16 protein-coding genes are annotated in these 20,237 nt (G+C 69.5%); 3 read left to right on the top strand and 13 right to left on the bottom strand.

Features of this window, described 5'->3' with window-relative positions:
- Nucleotides 1-71 precede the first annotated feature (71 nt).
- The gene (locus PVT71_RS10065; RefSeq protein ID WP_353471651.1) at nucleotides 72-3,152 is read left to right on the top strand and encodes a valine--tRNA ligase; all 3,081 of its coding nucleotides are present in this window, start codon (nucleotides 72-74) and stop codon (nucleotides 3,150-3,152) included.
- A 220-nt stretch (nucleotides 3,153-3,372) separates the two neighbouring features.
- Here the strand turns inward: PVT71_RS10065 and recN are convergent, their stop codons facing one another.
- The 13 genes from recN to PVT71_RS10000 all read right to left on the bottom strand — a co-directional run bounded on the left by recN (nucleotide 3,373) and on the right by PVT71_RS10000 (nucleotide 18,156).
- Nucleotides 3,373-5,025: a DNA repair protein RecN gene (recN, locus tag PVT71_RS10060; protein ID WP_353471650.1), complete on the bottom strand. Its 1,653-nt coding sequence runs from the start codon at nucleotides 5,023-5,025 to the stop codon at nucleotides 3,373-3,375.
- A gap of 27 nt (nucleotides 5,026-5,052) precedes the next feature.
- Nucleotides 5,053-5,907: an outer membrane protein assembly factor BamD gene (locus PVT71_RS10055; RefSeq protein ID WP_353471649.1), complete on the bottom strand. Its 855-nt coding sequence runs from the start codon at nucleotides 5,905-5,907 to the stop codon at nucleotides 5,053-5,055.
- Nucleotides 5,908-6,020: 113 nt separating this feature from the next.
- Nucleotides 6,021-6,941: a UDP-3-O-acyl-N-acetylglucosamine deacetylase gene (gene lpxC / locus PVT71_RS10050; protein ID WP_353471648.1), complete on the bottom strand. Its 921-nt coding sequence runs from the start codon at nucleotides 6,939-6,941 to the stop codon at nucleotides 6,021-6,023.
- Between the two features lie 266 nt (nucleotides 6,942-7,207).
- Nucleotides 7,208-8,893: a cell division protein FtsZ gene (gene ftsZ / locus PVT71_RS10045; RefSeq protein ID WP_353471647.1), complete on the bottom strand. Its 1,686-nt coding sequence runs from the start codon at nucleotides 8,891-8,893 to the stop codon at nucleotides 7,208-7,210.
- 385 nt (nucleotides 8,894-9,278) lie between these two features.
- Nucleotides 9,279-10,610, bottom strand: coding sequence for a cell division protein FtsA (gene ftsA, locus PVT71_RS10040; protein WP_353471646.1), 1,332 nt, complete (start codon nucleotides 10,608-10,610; stop codon nucleotides 9,279-9,281).
- Nucleotides 10,610-11,530 carry a cell division protein FtsQ/DivIB gene (locus PVT71_RS10035; RefSeq protein WP_353471645.1) on the bottom strand — a complete coding sequence of 307 codons (921 nt, stop codon included), beginning with the start codon at nucleotides 11,528-11,530 and terminating at the stop codon, nucleotides 10,610-10,612. Before PVT71_RS10035 ends, ftsA begins: the two co-directional genes overlap by 1 nt.
- Nucleotides 11,518-12,432 carry a D-alanine--D-alanine ligase gene (locus tag PVT71_RS10030; RefSeq protein ID WP_353471644.1) on the bottom strand — a complete coding sequence of 305 codons (915 nt, stop codon included), beginning with the start codon at nucleotides 12,430-12,432 and terminating at the stop codon, nucleotides 11,518-11,520. The genes PVT71_RS10035 and PVT71_RS10030 overlap by 13 nt, the downstream gene beginning before the upstream one ends.
- 206 nt (nucleotides 12,433-12,638) lie before the next feature.
- The gene (gene murB, locus PVT71_RS10025; RefSeq protein ID WP_353471643.1) at nucleotides 12,639-13,580 is read right to left on the bottom strand and encodes a UDP-N-acetylmuramate dehydrogenase; all 942 of its coding nucleotides are present in this window, start codon (nucleotides 13,578-13,580) and stop codon (nucleotides 12,639-12,641) included.
- Between the two features lie 51 nt (nucleotides 13,581-13,631).
- Entirely contained in the window at nucleotides 13,632-13,877 is a 246-nt protein-coding gene (locus PVT71_RS10020; protein WP_353471642.1) for a DUF2484 family protein, read from the bottom strand.
- A gap of 83 nt (nucleotides 13,878-13,960) precedes the next feature.
- Nucleotides 13,961-14,188: a hypothetical protein gene (locus PVT71_RS10015; protein ID WP_353471641.1), complete on the bottom strand. Its 228-nt coding sequence runs from the start codon at nucleotides 14,186-14,188 to the stop codon at nucleotides 13,961-13,963.
- Nucleotides 14,189-14,201: 13 nt separating this feature from the next.
- A complete protein-coding gene (murC, locus tag PVT71_RS10010) occupies nucleotides 14,202-15,599 on the bottom strand; it encodes a UDP-N-acetylmuramate--L-alanine ligase (RefSeq protein WP_353473865.1) in 1,398 nt (465 codons plus the stop codon).
- 32 nt (nucleotides 15,600-15,631) lie between these two features.
- Complete coding sequence (locus tag PVT71_RS10005; protein WP_353471640.1) at nucleotides 15,632-16,759, bottom strand: UDP-N-acetylglucosamine--N-acetylmuramyl-(pentapeptide) pyrophosphoryl-undecaprenol N-acetylglucosamine transferase; 1,128 nt, start codon at nucleotides 16,757-16,759, stop codon at nucleotides 15,632-15,634.
- Nucleotides 16,760-16,989: 230 nt separating this feature from the next.
- Nucleotides 16,990-18,156, bottom strand: coding sequence for a putative peptidoglycan glycosyltransferase FtsW (locus PVT71_RS10000; RefSeq protein WP_353471639.1), 1,167 nt, complete (start codon nucleotides 18,154-18,156; stop codon nucleotides 16,990-16,992).
- 164 nt (nucleotides 18,157-18,320) lie between these two features.
- Here PVT71_RS10000 and PVT71_RS09995 point away from each other — a divergent pair, with 164 nt between their 5' ends.
- Nucleotides 18,321-19,499, top strand: coding sequence for an NAD(P)/FAD-dependent oxidoreductase (locus PVT71_RS09995; RefSeq protein ID WP_353471638.1), 1,179 nt, complete (start codon nucleotides 18,321-18,323; stop codon nucleotides 19,497-19,499).
- 67 nt (nucleotides 19,500-19,566) lie between these two features.
- Nucleotides 19,567-20,232: a hypothetical protein gene (locus tag PVT71_RS09990; RefSeq protein ID WP_353471637.1), complete on the top strand. Its 666-nt coding sequence runs from the start codon at nucleotides 19,567-19,569 to the stop codon at nucleotides 20,230-20,232.
- Nucleotides 20,233-20,237 lie beyond the last annotated feature (5 nt).

The raw sequence follows: 20,237 nt of genomic DNA, 5'->3' as shown, positions 1-20,237 counted from the left end.
TGCTTTCCCTTTGCCGAGCCTTTCGGTAGGAGGGTCCGGACAACAGCACAAGCAGGCATGGGAACGCAGCCATGGCGATGGAAAAGACCTTCAACGCGGCCGAGGCCGAGGCGCGCATCTACGCGGCGTGGGAAGACAGCGGAGCCTTCAAGGCCGGGGCCAACGCCTCGCGCGACGAGAGCTTCTGCATCATGATCCCGCCGCCCAACGTGACCGGCTCGCTGCACATGGGCCACGCGTTTAACAACACGCTGCAGGACATCCTCGTGCGCTGGCACCGGATGCGCGGCTTCGACACGCTCTGGCAGCCGGGCCAGGACCACGCGGGCATCGCCACGCAGATGGTCGTCGAGCGCGAACTGGCCAAGGACAAGAACAACGCCACCCGCCGCGAGATGGGCCGCGAGGCCTTCCTCGAGAAGGTCTGGGAATGGAAGCAGCAGTCAGGCGGCACGATCATCAACCAGCTGAAGCGCCTCGGCGCCTCCTGCGACTGGTCGCGCAACGCCTTCACCATGTCCGGCGCCGAGGGCGCCCCGGCCGGTGAGGAAGGCAACTTCCACGACGCGGTGATCAAGGTCTTTGTCGACATGCACGAGAAGGGCCTCATCTACCGCGGCAAGCGGCTGGTGAACTGGGACCCGCATTTCGAGACCGCGATCTCCGACCTCGAGGTCGAGAACATCGAGGTGCCGGGCCACATGTGGCACTTCAAGTACCCGCTGGCCGGCGGCGAGACCTACACCTACGTCGAGAAGGACGCGGACGGCAACGTGCTCTTCACCGAGGAGCGCGATTACATATCCATCGCCACCACCCGCCCCGAGACCATGCTCGGCGACGGCGCGGTCGCGGTGCACCCCTCGGACGAGCGCTACGCCCCGATCGTCGGCAAGCTCTGCGAGATCCCCGTGGGTCCGAAGGAGCACCGCCGCCTGATCCCGATCATCGTCGATGAATACCCCGATCCGACCTTCGGCTCGGGCGCGGTGAAGATCACCGGCGCGCATGACTTCAACGACTATGGCGTGGCGAAGCGCGGCAACATCCCCTGCTACCGCCTGATGGACACCCGCGCCCGCATGCGCGACGACGGCCTGCCCCATGCCGAGGCGGCCGCGATCGCCCAGAAGGTCGCGCGCGGCGAGCTCAAGCTCGACGAGCACGAGGCCGACAAGCTGAACCTCGTCCCCGACCACCTGCGCGGCCTCGACCGGTTCGAGGCGCGGGAAGCCGTGATCGCCGAGATCACCGCCGAGGGCCTCGCGGTGATGACCGAGGCGACCGATCCGCGCCTCGGCAAGCCCGCGGCCAAGGCGCCGCTCGCGCCCGAGGAAGGCGGCGAGGCGCTGGACGAGCCCGCGCAGTGGGTACCGCTGGTCGAAGCCAAGCCCATCATGCAGCCCTTCGGCGACCGCTCGAAGGTGGTGATCGAGCCGATGCTGACCGACCAGTGGTTCGTCGACACCGCGCAGATCGTCGGCCCGGCGCTCGACGCCGTGCGCTCGGGCCGCGTGCGGATCATGCCCGAGAGCGGCGAGAAGACCTATTACCACTGGCTCGAGAACATCGAGCCCTGGTGCATCTCGCGCCAGCTCTGGTGGGGCCACCAGATCCCGGTCTGGCACACCCCGGGCATGGGCGACGAGTGGCGCTCGTTCTGCGCCGCCTCCGAGGCTGAGGCGATCGAGCAGATGAAGGCGGTCTTCGGCGAGGATGCCGAGTTCCTGATCGTCGAGGATGCCGCCGCCGCCGAGGACCACCTTGCCGACCTCTTGTCGCAGGGCACGGACTTCACCGGCGTCGACCAGCGCCACCGCGCGCAGGCGATCCCGGTGTTCCGCGACCCCGACGTGCTCGACACCTGGTTCTCGTCGGGTCTCTGGCCGATCGGCACGCTCGGCTGGCCCGAGCAGACGCCGGAGCTGCAGAAATACTTCCCGACCTCGGTGCTGGTCACCGGGCAGGACATCCTCTTCTTCTGGGTCGCCCGGATGATGATGATGCAGCTCGCCGTGGTGGACGAGATCCCGTTCAGGGATGTCTACCTGCACGGGCTGGTGCGCGACTCCAAGGGCAAGAAGATGTCGAAGTCGCTCGGCAACGTCGTCGACCCGCTCGAGATCATCGACGAGTACGGCGCCGACGCACTGCGCTTCACCAACGCCGCCATGGCCTCGCTCGGCGGCGTGCTGAAGCTCGACATGCAGCGCATCGCCGGCTACCGCAACTTCGGTACCAAGCTCTGGAACGCCGCCTCCTACGCGCAGATGAACGGCGTGTTCGAGCTGGCGCATGCGGATGCGGTGCCCGGGACCACCCTGCCGCTCAACCGCTGGATCAAGGGCGAGGTCGCCAAGACCCGCGAGGCGGTGGACGCGGCGCTGGCCGACTACCGGTTCAACGACGCGGCGCAGGCGCTCTATGCCTTCGTCTGGGGCACCTTCTGCGACTGGTACCTCGAGTTCACCAAGCCGGTGTTCCACGGCGAGGACGAGGCCGCCAAGGCCGAGACCCGCGCCACCTACGCCTGGGCCTTCGACCAGTGCCTCATCCTGCTGCACCCGATCATGCCCTTCGTCACCGAGGAGCTCTGGGGCCAGCGCGCGCGGCCGAAGATGCTGATCCACGCGGACTGGCCCGAGTATACGGCCGCCGAGATGGTCGACCCCGCGGCCGACGCCGAGCTCAACTGGGTGATCCGCATGATCGAGGCGATTCGCTCGGCCCGCGCGCAGATGCACGTGCCCGCCGGCGCCTACGTGCCCTGCGTGGTGAAGGAGATGACCCCCGAGGCGCGCGCCGCCTATGCCACCAACGAGGCCTTCGTTAAGCGCTACGCCCGGATCGAGGACCTGACCGAGGTCACCGAGATGCCCAAGGGCACCGCGGCGCTGGCGCTGAGCGGCGGCACCTTCGGCCTGCCGCTGGCGGGGATCATCGACGTCGAGGAGGAGAAATCCCGCCTCGAGAAGGCGCTGCAGAAGCTGGCCAAGGAGCTCGGAGGCCTGCGCGGCCGGCTGAAGAACCCCAAGTTCGCCGAAAGCGCGCCGGAAGAGGTGGTGCAGGAAACCCGCGACAACCTCGCCGCCCGCGAGGAGGAGGAGTCGAAGCTCAAGGAAGCGCTGGCGCGCCTCGCCGAGCTGGGCTGACCCTCAGGGCCCGAGAAACGAAAGGCCCGCCCGGGATGCTCCGGGCGGGCCTTTTTCATTTGCGTCCCACCACCCCGGCGCGGCGCCCATGGCAGGCGCGGTGCAGTGCGTATTTGGAAAGAGAAGAAGCACGCAGAAGCGCAAGAGGGGGAGGAGCGCGCCGCGCCCTCCCCTTCTTCTCTTTGAAAATACGCAAAATACCGGCGTCGCCGCCCGCGCCTCAGCCGACCAGAAGCGCCCGCGCCGCCGCCCGCGCCTCGGGGGTGACCGTGTCGCCCGCGAGCATCCGCGCGATCTCGTCCTCGCGCTCGTCGGCGCCGAGCGGGGTGACCGACGACAGGGTGATGTCGTTCTCCACCCGCTTCGCCACGCGCCAGTGATGCGCGCCGAGCGCGGCCACCTGCGGCGAGTGGGTGACGACCAGCACCTGACCGCCCTCGGCCAGCGCCGCGAGGCGGCGGCCGACGGCGGCGGCGGTCGCGCCGCCCACGCCGCGGTCGATCTCGTCGAAGATCATCGTGACCTCGCCGCCCTGCTCTTCCGACAGGCACACCTTCAGCGCCAGCAGGAAGCGCGAGAGCTCGCCGCCCGAGGCGATCTTGTTGAGCGGGCCCGCCGGCGCGCCGGGGTTGGTGGCGACGGTGAAGGCCACCGCGTCGCGCCCCTCGGGGCCCTCGGGCGCCTCGGCGATCTCGGTGCGGAAGACGGCGCGCTCCATCTTGAGCGGCGCAAGCTCGCCCGCGACGGCGCCGTCGAGCCGCGTCGCGGCGGCGCTCCGGGCCGCGGTCAGCGCGGCGGCGGCGGCGTCATAGGCCATTTCGGTGCGGCGCAGCTCGGCCCCCAGCGCCTCGAGCTCCTCGGCGGAATGGTCGAGCGCCGAGAGCCGGGCCGAGAGCGTCTCGCGCAGCGGCGCCAGCTCGTCGGGAAGGACGTTGTGCTTGCGCGCGAGGCCGCGGATGGCAAAGAGCCGCTCCTCGGTGTCCTCGAGCGCGCGGGGATCGAAATCGAGCGCCTCGAGCGTGTCCTCGACCTCGCGCGCGGCCTCGTCGAGCTCGGCCATGGCGCGGGTCAGCGCCGAGATCGCCGCGTCGAGCCGTCCCTCGGCGCCGTCCGAGGCGCCCTCGAGCCAGCGCAGCGCATCCGACATGGCGCCCTCGGCCCCGTCGTTGCCAAGCGCGTTGCCGGCGCGGGCGATGTCCTCGCGGATGCGCTCGGCGGCCTGCATCATGCGGCGGCGCGCGTCGAGCTCGGCCTCCTCGCCCGCCTCGGGGGCAAGCTTGTCGAGCTCGGCGACGGCGTGGCGCAGGAAGTCCTCCTCGGCACGGACCGCCTCGAGCGCGGTCTCGGCCTCGGCGAGGCGCTTGCGGGCGGCGCGCTGCTCGGCCCAGGCGGCGCGGGTCGCGGCGAGCTCGGCCCCGAGCGCGGCATAGGCGTCGAGGATGTCGCGGTGCCCGGAGGGGTTCAGCAACCCGCGGTCGTCGTGCTGGCCGTGCAGTTCCACCAGCGTCTCGGACAGGCGGCGCAGCACCTCGCCGCTGGCGCGGCGGTCGTTGATCCAGGCGGTCTTGCGGCCGTCGGCGCTGTTCACCCGGCGCAGGATCAGCTCGTCCGAGACCGGCAGCCCGGCCTCGTCCAGCACCGCGCGCGCGGCATGGCCGGGCGAGAGCTCGAACACGGCGGTGACCTCGCCCTGCTCCGCGCCGGTGCGCACCAGCTCGGCGCGGCCGCGCCAGCCGAGCACGAAGCCGAGGCTGTCGAGAAGGATGGACTTGCCCGCGCCGGTCTCGCCGGTGAGGACGTTGAGGCCCGGCTGGAAGTTCAGGTCCAGCCGGTCGATGATCAGCAGATCTCGGATTTCAAGCGCTCGGAGCATCCATTCAGGCGGGCGAGCCGCTCTCCCTCAGATCCACTGGCCCTTGATCATCTGGCGGTACACCTGTGCGAGCCAGTTGTCCCCGGCGGCCTCCAGCTCGAGGCCGCGGCCGGTGAGCAGCTTGTAGCTGTCCTCGTACCATTGCGTGCCGCGGTAGTTGTAGCCGAGGATCGCGCCGGCGGTCTGCGCCTCCTGCTCGAGGCCCAGCGACAGGTAGGCCTCGACCAGCCGGTGCAGCGCCTCGGCGGTATGGGTGGTGGTCTGGAAATCCTCGACCACGACGCGGAAGCGGCTGATCGCGGCGCCGTAGTTCTCGCGCTTGAGATAGTAGCGCCCGATCTCCATCTCCTTCGCCGCGAGGTGGTCGAAGGCGAGGTCGAACTTCAGGATCGAGCTGCGCGCGTATTCGCTGTCGGGGTAGCGCTCGATCACCGTGCGCAGCGCCTGCAGCGCCTGGAAGGTCAGCCCCTGGTCGCGGCCGACTTCCTCGATCTGGTCGTAGTAGGAGAGCGCGAGCAGGTACTGCGCGTAGGCCGCATCCTCGTCGCTGGGATAGAAATCGATGTAGCGCTGCGCGGCCGAGCGGGAATTCTCGTAATCCTTCGCCCGGTGGTAGCTGTACGCCTGCATGATCAGCGCGCGCTTGGCCCAGTCCGAATAGGGATAGAGCCGCTCGACCTCACCGAAGTAATAGGCCGCGCGCTCGGCGTCGCTGCGCTCCATCTCGAACTCGCCGCGCTCGAAGATCTGTTCGGCGGTAAAGTTCTCGATCGGGACCCCGCCGGGACCCGTACCGGGCTGTTCCTGGGCCGAGCATCCGACCAGGAGAATCGCGGAGAAAGCCGCCCCGATCACTGCATTACGCGATCTGCCGCCTGCCATGCCCGACCTACCTCACATTCCTTGCCAAGCCCCCTACGGGGCCTTGGCTCGGTCCTAGCACAGAAATTTCCGGGGCAAAACGCCTTAACGGCGATTTGAGCGCAGCACCGCTGTCAGGCAACCGCGGGGATCTCGTCGCGCTCGACACCGGCGCCGGGCAGGCGCGCGGCCATCTGCGCATCGCACAGCGTCAGCCGGTAGGCACCCGGCGTCGTGAAGAGCGCATGCAGCAGCTTGTTGGTGATCGCGTGGCCGGCCTTGAAGCCGGTGTAGTGGCCGAGAATCGGGGCGCCGGCGGTGTAGAGGTCCCCCAGCGCGTCGAGCATCTTGTGGCGCACGGCCTCGTCGGCATGGCGCAGCCCGCCGGGCGAGAGCACCTTGTCGCCATCCACAACCACGGCGTTCTCGTAGGTGCCGCCGAGCGCGAGACCGTTGGCCTGCATCGCGTCGACATCGGCCTGGCGGCAGAAGGTGCGGCTGTCGCAGAGCTCGCGCACGAAGCTGCCGTTGGCGAGGTTGATCGCCTTGTCCTGGGTGCCGATCGCCGCGTCGGCGAAGTCGATGTGGAACTCCATCGTGGTGCCCTGCCCCGGCGAGAGCCGGGCCCAGCCGCCGGGGGTCTGCACCTCGACGGTCTTCAGCACCTCGATGGCGCGGACCGGCGCGCGCAGCACCCGCACGCCGCGGGCGAGGATCTCGCGCACGAAGGGCGCGGCGGAGCCGTCGACGATCGGGACCTCGGGACCGTCGATCTCGATCAGGGCGTTGTGGATGCCGCAGCCGGCAAGGGCCGCCATCACGTGCTCGATGGTCGAGACGGAAACGCCCGCGCGGTTCTTGATGAGGGTGCAGAGCGGCGAGATCTCGACCGCGTCGTAACGGGCCGGGACGAGGGCGTCGCCGATCTCGATGTCCGTGCGCTTGAACCAGATGCCGTGCTCGGCGGCTGCCGGGCGAATGGTCATCCGGACAGGCGCGCCGGAATGAAGGCCCACGCCCTGGAAGCTCACTGCACTGCGGATCGTCGTTTGCACTTTGGTCACCTTTGGTTGGAGCGCCCCTCCCCACTGGCGCGCATCCCTGTTGAGAGGGAGATACTCACAGGGGGGGAAGTTCTCAAATCAAGTATTGCAACGAAGTGAAACATGCGGGTTTCCTAATGGGCGGATGCGTGCCACCTTCTTGTACCACTTGCCTAAATTCCTGATTTACAAAGGAAAACGCCCTCTTCTGAAAGAGGGCGTTTCGACCCGGTGACCCGGGAATGTGCACCCGCGCAGGCTTGCGCGGGCGGTATGTGTCAGTTCGCCTGGCGGCGCAGGAAGGCCGGGATCTCGATCCGGTCCTGCTCGGGAGCCTCTTCCGGGGCCGGTGCCGGGGCCGGGCGCTGGCCCTGCATCGGCGGCTGGCGGCGCGCCTGGGGCTGCGCCTGCGGGGCTGCCGGGGCGGCGGGCTTCGCCGGTTCCTGCGCATGGTTGTGGCCGGTCATCCGGTTGATCAGCGAGTTGATCCCGAAGCGCGGCTTCTCGGGCTCGGGCGCGCGCTGCGCCGGCGGTTGCTGGCGCGGGGCCGACGCGGGCTGGCCCGGGCGGTTGTTGCGCGCGGCCGCGGCCTGCAGGCGCTTCATGGTCTCGGCCGAGGGCTGGCCCGCGACCGGGGCGCGCGGCGCGACGAAGGAGTCGGGCGCGGCCTCGAGCGCGGCGGGAGCCGGCTGCGGACGGTAGGCCGGCGGCGGCAGACCATCCTCGGTCTCGACGATCTCGTCCTCGTAGCCCTGCTGGCGGCCGCCCATCTCGCCGAAGAGCGAGGGTTCTTCTTCCTCGTACTGCGGCTGGTGCGACGGGTGGGCGTGGTGCTGCTGCGCGGCCATGGGGGCGTGCTGCGGTGCGACCTGCGCGGCCACCGGCTGCGGGGCGAGCGGCTGCTGCGGCGCCGGGGCGGCGACGGCCACCTGCTCGGCGGGCTGGGTCAGCGGCTGCGACAGCGGGCGGCGCGGCACCGGGATTTCGAGGTGCGAGGTCGAGGCGTCGATGCCGGTCGCGACGACGGAGACGCGCATCCGGCCTTCCATCGTGTCGTCGAGGGTCGAGCCGACGATGATGTTGGCGTCCGCGTCCACTTCCTCGCGGATGCGGTTGGCCGCCTCGTCGAGTTCGAACAGGGTGAGGTCGTGGCCACCGGTGATGTTGATGAGCACGCCCTTGGCGCCCTTGAGGCTGATCTCGTCGAGCAGCGGGTTGGCGATGGCCTTCTCGGCGGCCTGGATGGCGCGGTCTTCGCCGTCCGCCTCGCCGGTGCCCATCATCGCCTTGCCCATCTCGTCCATGACGGCGCGCACGTCGGCGAAGTCGAGGTTGATGAGGCCCGGACGGACCATCAGGTCGGTCACGCCCTTCACGCCCTGGTAGAGCACGTCGTCGGCGAGGCTGAAGGCCTCGGTGAAGGTGGTCTTCTCGTTGGCCAGACGGAACAGGTTCTGGTTCGGGATGATGATCAGCGTGTCGACGACCTTCTGCAGGTTCTCGACGCCCTCTTCCGCCTGGCGCATGCGCTTGGCGCCTTCGAACTGGAAGGGCTTGGTCACCACGCCGACGGTCAGCACGCCGAGCTCACGCGCGGCCTGCGCGATGATCGGGGCCGCGCCGGTGCCGGTGCCGCCGCCCATGCCCGCGGTGATGAAGCACATGTGTGCGCCCGCGAGGTGGTCGACGATCTGCTCGATGCTCTCTTCGGCGGCTGCCGAACCCACCGAGGGACGGGCGCCCGCGCCGAGGCCCTCGGTCACCTTCACGCCAAGCTGGACCTTGGCGGTTGCGAGGCTCTGCTGCAGCGCCTGCGCGTCGGTGTTGGCAACCACGAAGTCCACGCCTTCGAGTTGCTTGGTGATCATGTTGTTGACTGCGTTGCCACCGGCCCCGCCGACGCCGAATACGGTGATCCGGGGCTTCAGCTCTTCCTGACCGGGCATCGAGAGATTGAGTGCCATGTGATGTTCCGCCTGTCGTTTATGACTTGTTTCGCGCCTGTCCTGCGCCTTGGTTACAATTATTACCGAGATCCTAGCGCTGGGTCACGTAAAAAACACAGATCTACCACGAAATATGGCTTTCGGATTGACTATCCGCGCGAGATTTCGCCAAGTTACACCAAGTCTTGCGGCTGCTGCCATGGTCGGCACAACATGACCTTGGGGCGCCTTCCGCTCCGCAGAAGCCGCGACCGAATCTCTGATCTGTCTCTTTTCGGGAAGCCTGCTCGACGCCCCTGCCCGCGTCTGCCGCGCGGGTTTCCTTTCACGCTAGCAAGTCACCCGGCGGCCGTCACCCCGAACTCTTCGTGAACGGGGACAAATCCGCTGCCGGGCGAAGTGCTTACCAGTTGTCGCGGAACCACTTGACCGCCTTCATGATCGACCGCGAGGAATAGCGCTCGATCGGGATCTCGAAGTCCCACCATTCGTCCTGCGGATGCGCCGCGAAGAGGCACATGCCGACCGCCGAGGCAAAGCCCGGGCCCGTCGCCGCCTGCGGCAGCCCGTGCACGCGCATCGGGCGGCCCAGGCGCACCTGGCTGCCGAGGATGCGGCTCGCCAGCCCGTCGAGGCCGGGGATCTGGCTCGCGGCGCCGGTCAGCACGATCTGCTGGCTCGGCAGGTGCTCGAAGCCCGCCGCGTCGAGGCAGGCGCGCACCTCCTCGAGGATCTCCTCGACCCTCGGGCGCATGATGCCGATCAGCTCGGCACGGCTCACCTGCCGCCGGTCGTGGTGCCAGTCGCCGGTGTCGCCCGAGATCTCGATCATCTCGCGGTCGTCCATGCCGGTGGCGTGTACGCCGCCGTAGAAGGTCTTGATCCGCTCGGCCATGGCCATGGGGATCTGCAGCCCCATCGAGATGTCGCCGGTGACGTGGTCACCGCCCATCGGCACCGCGTCGCCGTAGATCATGTGCTTCTTCATGAAGATCGACACGCCCGTCGCGCCGCCACCCATGTCGATGCAGGCCGCGCCCAGCTCCTGCTCGTCCTCGACCAGCGCCGCCACGCCCGACACGTAGGCCGAGCTTGCGATGCCCGCGAGCTCGAGGTCGCAGCGCTTGACGCAATGGGCGAGGTTCTGGATCGCCTGCGCGTTCACCGTCAGCATGTGCATGTCGCAAGTCAGCTCGCGGCCGATCTGGCCGCGCGGATCGCTGAGGCCCGAGCGGTGGTCGAGCGCGAAGTTCACCGGCTGCGCGTGCAGCACCTCGCGGCCATGGCCCACCTCGGGCACGTCGCAGGCCGAGAGCACCCGCGCCACGTCCTGCTCGGTGACCGTGCTGCCCTCGATGCCGACCTTGCCGTCGAGACCGTAGCTGCGCGGCTCGGCGCCCGAGAAGCAGGCGATCACGTGGTCGACCCGGATGCCGGCCATCTTCTGCGCCGCCTGCACCGCGGTGCGGATCGCGCGCTCGGTCTCGCTCATCGCGGCGATCTCGCCGAAGCGCACCCCGCGCGAGCGGGTGGTGGCCGCGCCGATCACCCGGAAGCCTGCCTGCCCTGCCAGCGAGCCGACGCCGCTGTCGGCGCCGCGCTCGGTGCCGTCGAAGCGCAGCACGAGGCAGGCGATCTTCGAGCTGCCGACATCCAGCACGGCCACGACACCGCGCTGCATCGCCGCCTTGCGCATGTTGCGCATCGCACGCTGGGACTCGTATAGCTCGAACATTATCGTTTTTCCCCGGTCTCGATGGCCTTGATCCGCCAGTATTCCTGTGCCGCGTCGTGGTTCAGCCGCAGCGTCGGGCGCTGTGCCAGCCGCAGGTCCACCGCCGCGATGTCACGCGAAAGCATGTCCACGGCGCCATCCATCGCCATGGCCCGTTCGAGCGCCTGGACGGCGTCCTCCTCGGGCAGCAGGATGCGCTGCCCCTCGTCGAGGACGAGATCCCAGCGGCGATTGCCGATCCGCTCGAGCCCGCGCAGCCTTCCGGCCAGCGGCGTGGCGGCGGTGAAGAGTTCCAGCGCCTCGGGCACCCGGGCCTCGGCCCCGGCCCCGGCGATCACCGGCAGGTCCGCATGCGAGGCGCGCCGGCCCGCCGGACCGACGAGCACGCCTTCCTCGTCCAGCAGCTCGAGCCCGCGCACGCCGCGCCAGAGCACCACCGGCACCCGCTCGACGATCGAGACCTCGAGCACCCCGCCCTGCTTGATCCGGAGCGTCGCGGATTTCACCGCGTCGAGCCCGGTGACGATGCCGCGCATCTCGTCGAGATCGAGGTCGAAGGAGCTGAGCGGGAAATCGAGCGAGAGGATCTCGCGCACGTCCGCCGCGACGCCGTCGCTGGCACCGTCGATCGCCATGAGATCGACGCGGAATTCCGGCCGGCTCTCGATCTGGTCGCGCACCGACTGGATCGCGCCGAGGAAGGACTCGCGGTTGCTGTCGTAGGAGAAGTACCAGGAGGCGCCGCCGATCCCGACGAGGAACGGCAGGCCGAAGCGCAGCGAGAAGCGGAAGAGCGGCGTCAGCATGAGCCGCTCGAGCCGGTATTTCAGCCGCGACGGCGCGGGGTCGGAGCGATAGGCCTGCGCGCGGCCTGCCGGACGCTGCTGCACGCGGGCGGGCGCGGCTCCTACCTGTCGCATGAGGCATCCTCCACCATCCAGCGGCAGAGCGCGCCGAAGGACATGCCGCAGGCCTGCGCCTGCTCGGGGGCAAGCGAGGTGGGCGTCATGCCCGGCTGGGTGTTGGTCTCGAGCAGCACCAGCCCCTCGAGGCCGCGGCTCTCGTCCCAGCGGAAATCGGTGCGGCTGAGCCCGCGGCAGCCGAGCGCCTTGTGGGCGCGCAGCGCGTAGTCGAGGCAGGCGTCGAAGATCTCCTGCGGGATCTCGGCAGGCACCACGTGGCGCGAGCCGCCGGCCTTGTACTTGGCGTCGTAGTCGTACCAGCCGTCGGTGAGGATGTCGGTCACCGTCAGCGCGCGGTCGCCGAGCACCGTCGTGGTCATCTCGCGGCCCGGGGCGTAGGTCTCGACCATCACCGTCTCGGGCATCGCCTCGGAGAGCTGCGGCGGCGTGTTGGCCCCGTCCATCACGAGATAGACGCCGACCGAGCTGCCCTCGTTGTAGGGCTTCACCACGTAGGGCGGCGGCAGCACGTGGCGCGAGGAAACCTCGGCCTTGGAGGCGAGCACGCTGTCCACCACCGGCAGGCCCGCGTCGCGGTAGACCTGCTTGGAGCGTTCCTTGTCCATGGCCAGCGCCGAGGCCAGCACGCCGGAATGGGTGTAGGGAATGCGCGACCACTCGAGCAGGCCCTGCACGCAGCCATCCTCGCCCCAGCGGCCGTGAAGTGCGTTGAAAACGACGTCGGGAGACAGGTCCGCAAGCCGCGCGGCCAGATCGGGCCCCGCGTCCAGTTCGATCACCTCAAATCCCTCATTCCGCAAAGCGGCGGCACATTCCCGACCGGAACTCAGCGACACCTCGCGCTCTGCCGAGGGTCCGCCCATCAATACCGCCACTTTGGGAGCTGCCCTGCTCGACATCCCCAAAACCGCCTCGTTGTGCGGGGCTTTGCCCCGTCATGTCCGCCGCCGGGGTTGACCCCGGTCAGCCTTCCGCGGGCCGCTCAATTCGGCGCGCGGAACAATTCACACGGCATGAGACCCTGAGTCGCTTCGGGGAAAACTGCCGCCTCGTTCACCGTACCCTGCCCTTGGGTACGTTTTTATGATTGGGACGCGTAACGTCCTCAGTTTTCAAGCGGATCGCCGACCCGCATGATTTCCCACTGTAGCTGCAAACCACTGTGTTGGAAAACCCTTTTTCGAACTTCCTCGCCGAGACCCTCGAGATCCGCCGCGGTTGCCTCGCCGGTGTTCACAAGGAAGTTGGAATGCATGGGGCTCATCTGCGCCCCGCCCCGCGTCGCGCCGCGCATCCCGGCCTCGTCGATCACCTTCCAAGCCTTCAGCTCATGCGTGTCGTCCTCGCGCCCGGTCGAGCTGAACCCCGCCGGGTTGCGGAAAGTCGAGCCCGCGGTGCGGTCCTTGGTGGGCTGGGTCTCGTCGCGCTTCTTCAGCTGCGCCTCCATCCGCGCCTCGAGCGCCTCCGGCTCGCCTTGCGGTCCCTCGAACACCGCCTCGATCACCACCGCGCCCTCGGGAAGCTCGGACTGGCGGTATTGCAGGTTCAGCGCCGCGGCGGGCAGCGTCACCAGCGCGCCGTCGCGGGTGACCGCGCGAATCTCGACGAGGTGGTCGGCGACATAGGTGCCGTAGCAGCCCGCGTTCATCCGCACCGCCCCGCCGATCGAGCCCGGGATGGTGCGCAGGAAGGTCAGATCCACCCCGGCCTGCGCCGCGCGCTTCGCCACATGCGCATCGAGCGCCGCCGCCCCCGCCGTGACGCGCGTTCCTTCGACCTCGATGCCGTTGAAGCCGCGCCCGAGCCGGATCACCACGCCGCGCATCCCGCCATCGCGCACGATGAGGTTCGAGCCGACCCCCATCGGGAAGACCGGCACCCCGGCGGGCAGCGCCGCGAGGAAGTCCTGCAGGTCCTGCAGGTCGGCCGGCTGGAACAGCAGTTCGGCCGGGCCGCCGACGCGCAGCCAGGTGAGTTCGGACAGCGGGCGGCCTTCGGTCAGGCGGCCCCGCACGGGCGGAAGGACGGGGGGAAGCGGATCAGTCATGCGCAGCGTTCTGCCGCGTTCCGCGACGCGGGTAAAGGCCCTGCGCGCGGCTCATCCCGCGCGGGCGCGCAGCCAGCGGAAGAGGTGGATCACCGGCCAGCGCAGCACGCTCGCCCCGGCCGCCAGCACCAGCAGCGCCAGCCAGGGGCCGTTCTGCCACCAGACCCAGCCGAGCAGCGGCAGGCCGAACGCGATCAGCACGTAGGCCCGCGTCCAGTGATCGTCGCGCGACGGCAGCATGCCGAGCACGTTGGCGATCACCAGCCAGGCGCAGACGAGAAAGAGCGAAAGGGTCATGCGGCATCTCCGGCAACCGGGGCCAGAGTGACGCAGGGGCGGCAAGGCTGCAAGCGGCGCGGTGACGCCGCGCCCGCCCGGGCTCAGATCAGCAGGCCGGTCAGGAAGCGCCGCACCGGCCAGGCCACCAGCAGGCCGCCCCCGGTGCTCGCCAGCAGCGCGGCGCTGCCGGTCGGGTCGTGGTGGATCTGCAGCGCCAGCAGCGCACCGAAGGCCAGCACGAAGAAGAAGACGAGGCGGCGCAGGATCCCCAGCACCGCCACCGCCGACAGAAGGACGATGACGCCCGCGATGGCCCAGAGCATGGTCACGGGCGTCTCCTTCTCACGTTTCCAGCCGCGCGGGCAGGTTGTTGGCCCAGGCCGAGATCGTGCCCGCGCCGAGGCAGACCACCATGTCGCCCGGACGCGCCTGCTCGCGCACCAGCCGCTCGAGATCGTCCTCGGAGAGGATCGCGCGGGCGTGGCGGTGGCCGTGGCGGATCAGCCCGGCCACGAGGTCATCGCGCGAGGCACCGGGGATCGGGTCCTCGCCGGCCGCATAGACCTCGGCGATGGCGACCACGTCGGCCTCGTTGAAGCAGGTGCAGAAATCGTCGAAGAGCGAGTGCAGGCGCGAGTAGCGGTGCGGCTGGTGCACGGCGATGACCCGGCCCTCCGAGGCCTGGCGCGCGGCCTTGAGCACGGCGGCGATCTCGACCGGGTGGTGGCCGTAATCGTCGATGATCGTGACCCCGTTCACCTCGCCGACGCGGGTGAAGCGGCGGTTGACCCCGCCGAAGTTCGCCAGCGCAGTGCGGATCTCGTCGCCGGTCATGCCGAGGTGCCGCGCCACGGCCACGGCCGACAGCGCGTTCGAGACGTTGTGGTCCCCCGGCATCGGCAGGGTGCAGCCCTCGATCTTGCCGCCCTCGGCCTGCAGCAGCACGTCGAAATGGGCGATGCCCTTCTCGTAGCGCAGGTTCACCGCGCGCACGTCGGCCTGGGCGTTGAAGCCGTAGGTGGTGACGCGGCGGTCGGTCACCCGGCCCACAGGCGCCTGCACCTCGGGGTGGTCGGTGCAGCAGACGGCGAGGCCGTAGAAGGGGATGTTCGACACGAACTGGTAGAAGCCGTCCCGCAGCCGCTCGATCGAGCCCCAGTGCTCCATGTGCTCGGGGTCGATGTTGGTGACGATGGCGATGGTCGCCGGCAGGCGGTTGAAGGTGCCGTCGCTCTCGTCGGCCTCGACCACCATCCACTCGCCGAGACCCACGCGCGCGTTCGAGCCATAGGCGTGGATGATGCCGCCGTTGACCACGGTGGGGTCGATCCCGCCCGCGTCGAGCAGCGTTGCGACCATCGTGGTCGTCGTCGTCTTGCCATGGGTGCCGGCGATGGCGACGTTGGACTTGAGGCGCATCAGCTCGGCCAGCATCTCGGCCCGGCGTACCACCGGCAGGCCACGCCGCCGCGCCTCGTCGAGCTCGGGGTTGCCCGGCTTGATCGCAGAGGAGATCACCACCACCTGCGCGTTCTCGAGGTTCTCGGCGCGCTGGCCCTCGAAGACATGCGCGCCCAGCGAGACCAGCCGCTCGGTGATCTTCGAGCACTTGAGATCCGAGCCCTGCACGGCGTAGCCGTGGTTCAGCAGCACCTCGGCGATGCCGGACATGCCGATGCCGCCGATGCCGACGAAATGGATCGGGCCGACATCGCCCGGAAGCTTGGTCGCCGGGCTCATGCGCGCGGTATCCTGCGTGAACTTCTCATCTTTCATCTCTGCCCCGTCTCCTGCTCATACGCCTGTTCTTCTTCGCCCGGGTAATAGTCCACCGGGTCTTCTTCGTATGTATCCTCGGATGCGAACCCTGCCAGTTCCTCGACCATCTGCGCCAGCCCGAGCGCTGCGTCAGGATGCGAGACCGACAGCGCCGCGCGCGACATCTGCAGCGCGCCCTGTGGGTTGCAGAGCACCGCGAGGATCGCCTCGGTCATCGCCTCGACCGAAAGCTTGCTTTCCGGGATGCGGATCGCGGCGCCGGCGTCGACCAGCCCCTGCGCGTTGACCGTCTGGTGATCGCCCGCCGCCACGGCGTAGGGGATCAGGATCGAGGGCCGCCCGATCACCGAGATGTCGGCCACCGAAGAGGCGCCGGAGCGCGAGATCACCAGCTGCGCCTCGGACATGCGCGCGGGCACGTCGTTGAAGAAGGGCTGCACCTCGGCGTCGATGCCGTGCTCGTAGTAGAACTTGGCCACCCGCTCGCCGTCCTCGTCGCGGGCCTGGTGGCTGATGCGCAGGTTGCGCAGGATTTCCATCGGCAGACGCTCGATCGCGGGCGGCACCACGTCCGACAGGATGCGCGCGCCCTGCGAGCCGCCGATGACCAGCAGCGACATCGGGTAGTCGCCCGGCGGGATGTAGCCCGCCCCTGCCCGCTCGCGCACGGCGTTGCGCACCGGGTTGCCGACGGGGATGCCCTCGACCCCCTCGGGCAGGCGCGTCGGCCAGGTGCCGCAGGCAACGGCGTTCACCTTGCGGGCGAACTTCTCGTTCACCTTGCCCAGCACGCCGTTCTGCTCGTGGATCATCGAGGGCAGCTTCAGCAGCCGCGCCGCGCCGAGCGCCGGGATCGACGGGTAGCCGCCGAAGCCCACGACGACGTTCGGCCGGTCGCGGCGGAAGCGACGCGCCATCGACAGGATGCCCTTCACCACCCGCAGCGGCACCAGCGCCTTGGAGAAGACGCCGCCGCGCGCGAAGGTCGCCGAGGAGACCTCCTCGATCTCGACCGTGTGGGGGAAGCCGCCGGTGTAGCGCGCGCCGCGCGCATCGGTGGAGAGTTTCACCCGCCAGCCGCGCCGCAGCATGATCTCGGCCAGTGCCTGGGCCGGGAACATGTGCCCGCCCGTGCCGCCGGCCGCGATGACCAGGAGGGGGCGTCCGTCCTGTTCCGCCCTGCCTTGTACCGCCATGTGCTCGACCTCGTTCCTGCGCGGGGTCTGACGCCCCGCTGCCTCAAATCACCACCGCGCATGACTCGCAACCGGACTCGGGCGCGGCGGCTTGCCTTCGCGCCCGTCTATCGCAGCGGGACGGGGCGCGAAAGCGCCGCGTCCCGGACCCTGCATCAGCGCATGCGGGCGCGCAGGATCTCGCCGATCTCGCCCTGTGGCCGGCTGCGGGTGAAGGCGAGGAGCATGCCCACGGCCACGCCGCCCGCGATCAGCGACGAGCCGCCGTAGCTGACGAAGGGCAGCGTCATGCCCTTGGCCGGCAGCAGGCGCACGGCGACGCCCATGTTGATCATCGCCTGCACGCCGAACATGGCGGCAAGCCCGGTGCCAGCAAGCCGGATGAAGGGATCGCGCTCGCGCATCAGCCGCAGCATCGAGCGCACCACGACCGTGGCGTAGAGCGCGAGGATGACCAGCACCAGCACCAGCCCGTATTCCTCGGCCGCGACGGCGATGATGAAGTCGGTATGCGCGTCGGGGAGCGACCACTTCACCTGCCCCTCGCCCACGCCGACGCCGAAGAACCCGCCCTCGCGGATGGCGTTGGTGGCATAGCCGAGCTGGGTGGTGGGATCGACGTCCGGCGTCAGGAAGCCGTCGATGCGGCGGGCGAAGTGCTCGGAGTTGTTATAGGCGAAGGTCCCGCCCAGAACCACGAGCCCGGCGAGGCCCAGCAGCAGGAACATCGGCGCGCCGCCGACGAACCACATCACGCCCCAGCCGAAGAGCACGAGGCAGGCCTGGCCGAAATCCGGCTGCAATGCCAGGGTGATGACGATCGCGCAGGTCAGCCCGAAGGACCAGGTCTTGCCCGGCGGGCCGCCGATCTCCTGGCTTGCGGCCATCAGCCAGGCGGCGACCACGGCGAAGACCGGCTTGAGGAATTCCGAGGGCTGGAACGAGGCGAAGCCGAGCGAGTACCAGCGCACCGCGCCCTTGCCGAAATCCGTGCCGAGGAAGGGCAGCGCCAGCAGCGAGGCGAAGGCGAAGGCAAAGCCGATCACCGAGGCGCGGCGGACCATCACCGGGGTCATCATCGAGGTGAGGAACATCGCCGTCAGCGCCAGCCCGCCGAAGAAGGCCTGCCGCTGCACGTAGTGGAACGGCGCGAAGCCGTTGCGCTCGGCCAGCGGCGGCGAGGCCGCGAGGCCGAGCAGGATGCCGACCCCGAAGAGCATGAGGATGCAGGACAGCGACCATCTGTCCACCGTCCGCCACCACTTGGGCAGGACTGGTTCGCCATCGCGCACGGAGACCGCGCCGTAGACCATTTCCGTCATGGGAATACCGCTCAATTTGCCTGATCGCCCGGGTTTTCCCGGATCTTGTGGCGAAGGCTAGCACCTGCGGTTCCCTTTGGGAAGAGCGCCGGTCCCGCGCCGGGAGCCGCCGTCGCCTTACGCCCGCTCTTGCGGCGCGGCGCGATCCGGTGTTTCAGGGCCGGATGCAGATCAAGACGCTCATCCTCGGCGCCGGCGCGGCCGGCCTCATGTGCGCCGCCCACGCGGGCGCGGGCACGCTGGTCATCGACCATGCCCGCGCGCCGGGCGAGAAGATCCGCATCTCGGGCGGCGGGCGCTGCAACTTCACCAACCTCGGCACCGAGCCCGCGCGCTTCCTGTCGCAGAACCCGCATTTCTGCAAATCCGCGCTGGCGCGCTACAGCCAGTGGGATTTCATCGAGCTGGTCTCGCGCCATAACATCGCCTGGCACGAAAAGACCCTCGGCCAGCTCTTCTGCGACGGCAAGGCGACGCAGATCGTCGCCATGCTGCTGCGCGAGATCGAGGCGGCGGGGGCCGAGCTGTGGCTGAGCACCTCGCTGCGCGAGGTGACCCACGCGGACGGCCTCTACACCGCGCGGGTCGAGCGCGAGGGGCGCGAGTCGGTGATCCGCGCGCAGAACCTCGTCGTCGCCACCGGCGGCCGCTCGATCCCCAAGATGGGTGCGACCGGCCTCGCCTACGACATCGCCAAGCAGTTCGGCCACGCGGTCATCGCACCGCGCCCCGGCCTCGTGCCGCTGACCTTCCCCGAGGGGCGGTTCGCCGATCTCGCCGGGGTCTCGCTGCCGGCGCGGGTGACGGCGAATGGCACCGGCTTCGACGAGGCGCTGCTCTTCACCCACCGCGGCCTCTCGGGCCCGTCGATCCTGCAGGCCTCGAGCTACTGGCACGAGGGCGAGGAGATCTGCGTCAACCTCTCGCCCGCCCTCGACCCCGCCGCGCACCTGCGCGCCGCGCGCAAGGGCGCGGGCAAGCGCGCCCTCACCACCGAGATGGCGCAGATCCTGCCCGCCCGGCTGGTGGCGCATCTGGCAAAGCAGCTCGACCTCTCGGGCAACCTTGCCGATCTTTCGGACAAGCGCGCCGAGGCGATCTCGGAGGCGCTGCGGAACTGGGTGCTGCGCCCCTCGGGCTCCGAGGGCTGGCGCACCGCCGAGGTCACGCTGGGAGGCATCGACACCGACGGGCTCGACAGCCGCACCATGGCGTCGAAGACCGTGCCCGGGCTGCATGTCATCGGCGAGGCGGTGGACGTGACCGGCTGGCTCGGCGGCTACAACTTCCAATGGGCCTGGGCCTCGGGCGCGGCGGCGGGGCGGAGCCTTGCCGCGGGCTGATCCCGCCCCTTGAAATTGTCACCCTTCCGTTACATTTTGTCATGCGATTGTCACATCAGGCAGCCTCATGGCCTTTACGGATCACCCGACTCTCCATCCCAGCAACTGGCTCCGGGACCTGCATGCGCAGGTGCCGCGCAAGGCCGTGCGCGACCTCTGGAACCGCCTGCGCTACGGCCCGGGCGCGCCGCTCTCGGACGAGTTGATCCGGGTCGACGCGGGCGAGGTGAACCACACCTATGTCGGCAAGCTGCCGCTGCGCCGGCAACAGAGCGGCATGGTGCTCGGCGGCGACTGGGACCTGGAATGCCGTCCGGTCGAGGAAACCCGCAAGCTGCTGAGCTGCCGCATGCATTTCGAGGGCGGCACGCCCTGGCGCGACACGCCGCTGTTCCAGAAACTGCTCGGCGAGATCGCCGAGGGCAAGATCCCCGACGAGTGCGCCACCGAGGAGGATCTCGTCGCGCGCTACCAGCGGCTCGACGCGGTGTTCGAGGAAACCCGGCGGCGCGGCCGACTGCTGACCCGCGCCGAGCTGCCCGAGTATTTCCGCCGCGAGCATGGCGGCATCCTGCTGCATGTCGGGCGGGACGGGGCGCTGATGCGTGCCGGCGGCGGCGCGCACCGCTTCGCCATCGCCCGCATCCTCAACCTGCCGAAGATCCCCGCCCAGCTGGGCGTGGTGCACCCCGAGGCGCTCTACCGCGGCCTGCTGGGCAGTCTGCGCGGCTGAGCCCC

Source organism: Salipiger sp. H15 (assembly GCF_040409955.1).
Classification (GTDB): domain Bacteria; phylum Pseudomonadota; class Alphaproteobacteria; order Rhodobacterales; family Rhodobacteraceae; genus Salipiger.
This window is presented reverse-complemented; position numbering and strand designations above follow the sequence as displayed.

Bases quoted from the DNA above. Each gene is read 5' to 3' on its own strand.
- PVT71_RS10065 (WP_353471651.1), top strand. From the start codon at position 72: ATGGCGATGGAAAAGACCTTCAACGCGGCCGAGGCCGAGGCGCGCATC.
- recN (WP_353471650.1), bottom strand. From the start codon at position 5,025: ATGCTCCGAGCGCTTGAAATCCGAGATCTGCTGATCATCGACCGGCTG.
- PVT71_RS10055 (WP_353471649.1), bottom strand. From the start codon at position 5,907: ATGGCAGGCGGCAGATCGCGTAATGCAGTGATCGGGGCGGCTTTCTCC.
- ftsZ (WP_353471647.1), bottom strand. From the start codon at position 8,893: ATGGCACTCAATCTCTCGATGCCCGGTCAGGAAGAGCTGAAGCCCCGG.
- ftsA (WP_353471646.1), bottom strand. From the start codon at position 10,610: ATGTTCGAGCTATACGAGTCCCAGCGTGCGATGCGCAACATGCGCAAG.
- PVT71_RS10035 (WP_353471645.1), bottom strand. From the start codon at position 11,530: ATGCGACAGGTAGGAGCCGCGCCCGCCCGCGTGCAGCAGCGTCCGGCA.
- PVT71_RS10030 (WP_353471644.1), bottom strand. From the start codon at position 12,432: ATGTCGAGCAGGGCAGCTCCCAAAGTGGCGGTATTGATGGGCGGACCC.
- murB (WP_353471643.1), bottom strand. From the start codon at position 13,580: ATGACTGATCCGCTTCCCCCCGTCCTTCCGCCCGTGCGGGGCCGCCTG.
- PVT71_RS10020 (WP_353471642.1), bottom strand. From the start codon at position 13,877: ATGACCCTTTCGCTCTTTCTCGTCTGCGCCTGGCTGGTGATCGCCAAC.
- murC (WP_353473865.1), bottom strand. From the start codon at position 15,599: ATGAGCCCGGCGACCAAGCTTCCGGGCGATGTCGGCCCGATCCATTTC.
- PVT71_RS10005 (WP_353471640.1), bottom strand. From the start codon at position 16,759: ATGTTCCCGGCCCAGGCACTGGCCGAGATCATGCTGCGGCGCGGCTGG.
- PVT71_RS10000 (WP_353471639.1), bottom strand. From the start codon at position 18,156: ATGACGGAAATGGTCTACGGCGCGGTCTCCGTGCGCGATGGCGAACCA.
- PVT71_RS09995 (WP_353471638.1), top strand. From the start codon at position 18,321: ATGCAGATCAAGACGCTCATCCTCGGCGCCGGCGCGGCCGGCCTCATG.
- PVT71_RS09990 (WP_353471637.1), top strand. From the start codon at position 19,567: ATGGCCTTTACGGATCACCCGACTCTCCATCCCAGCAACTGGCTCCGG.